Source organism: Parendozoicomonas sp. 209JJ7-1, assembly GCF_058147085.1.
The window spans coordinates 1-1,062 of record NZ_JBYVJU010000081.1 but is presented as its reverse complement, the minus strand read 5'-3'; the positions used below and the strand labels follow the sequence as shown (position 1 = coordinate 1,062).

Below are 1,062 nucleotides of genomic sequence, written 5' to 3'. Positions count from 1 at the left end.
GAAGAAAAGCATCTGACACCGAATTTGCTGAAGGTTTTGATGAAGGTTTTGAAGCTTTCAAGTTCGGTGTTGTAATGTCGCCGTTCTTTTAATCGCCAGATTGATAGGGCTGCCTTCACCATCCAAATCATCATCGTAGGCATCCACTTCATCCAGAAATAGAAACCGGGCGGGCATGGAGCGCAAGCCAGTGGCCGAGTTGGCTCCGGCAATGATCAGCACACCGTTGGGAAACTCTTTCACCAGTTGCGTATTGCCGGAATCCCGGGAACGGGCATTTTTCACCCGCTCTTTAAGGATGGGCATCTCCTCAATCATCGGAGCAATACGCTGCTTGGACGTTCGCTTGCCCATATCCAGGGTGGGCAGCACATACATCATCGGCCCCGGCGTATGGTGAATCAGGTAGCCCAACCAGTTATTGCCACACTCGGTGCCACCGACCTGGGCACCTTTCATAAAGACGACACGTTCCACCGGTGAACTGGACGACAGACAATCCATAATGGCTTTTAAATACGGTGTTCTGGCCGTTCGCCAGCGTCCAGCTTCCTTTGCCGCTTTCATTGGCAGGATACGGTGCTCATCCGCCCACTCAGACACTGTCAGGCGGGTATCAGTCTGTAACCCAGCCAGCAGGCCATGGTCATAATGTTTCATTTTGGGAAGTGTCCATAGAGGTTTTTGTCAGACTTGGTACGTGCGTGTGTTACCTGCTACAGATCCCGTGTAACGTTTTCAGTAACACTTGGGGTAGCACTTTGTGATCTATGTAACACTATTCTGATAACAGAATGATGCTGGATTCGGCGGCAGGCCTTGGTATCAAAGAAAACCAGCTTTTTGGCACACCACCTGCAATAACCAGAGTGCAAGCAGGCAAAAAGATTCCGGAAGAGAATCTTGCCAGACGGGTCACAAAAAAAGCTTCCCCAAGAGCAGAACCCGAGTAACAAGATCCAAGGCCATAAAAAAAAACAAACAGAACAACAATAAGAAAGAAGAAGAAGAAAAATAATAAGAAGAAAAACAAAACGCTAACCGAGAATCTGAGCCCCCGCA

General features: G+C 48.8%; 2 protein-coding genes. Both read right to left on the bottom strand.

The genetic code is table 11. From position 1 onward, the window contains the following. Positions 1-57 precede the first annotated feature (57 nt). Positions 58-660 (bottom strand): phage terminase large subunit family protein, encoded by a 603-nt coding sequence (locus tag ACY2RQ_RS19440; protein ID WP_490114668.1) that lies wholly within the window; start codon positions 658-660, stop codon positions 58-60. Positions 661-778: 118 nt separating this feature from the next. After that, the coding region (locus ACY2RQ_RS19435; protein WP_490114667.1) for a hypothetical protein at positions 779-1,062 on the bottom strand (284 nt) is incomplete at its 5' end.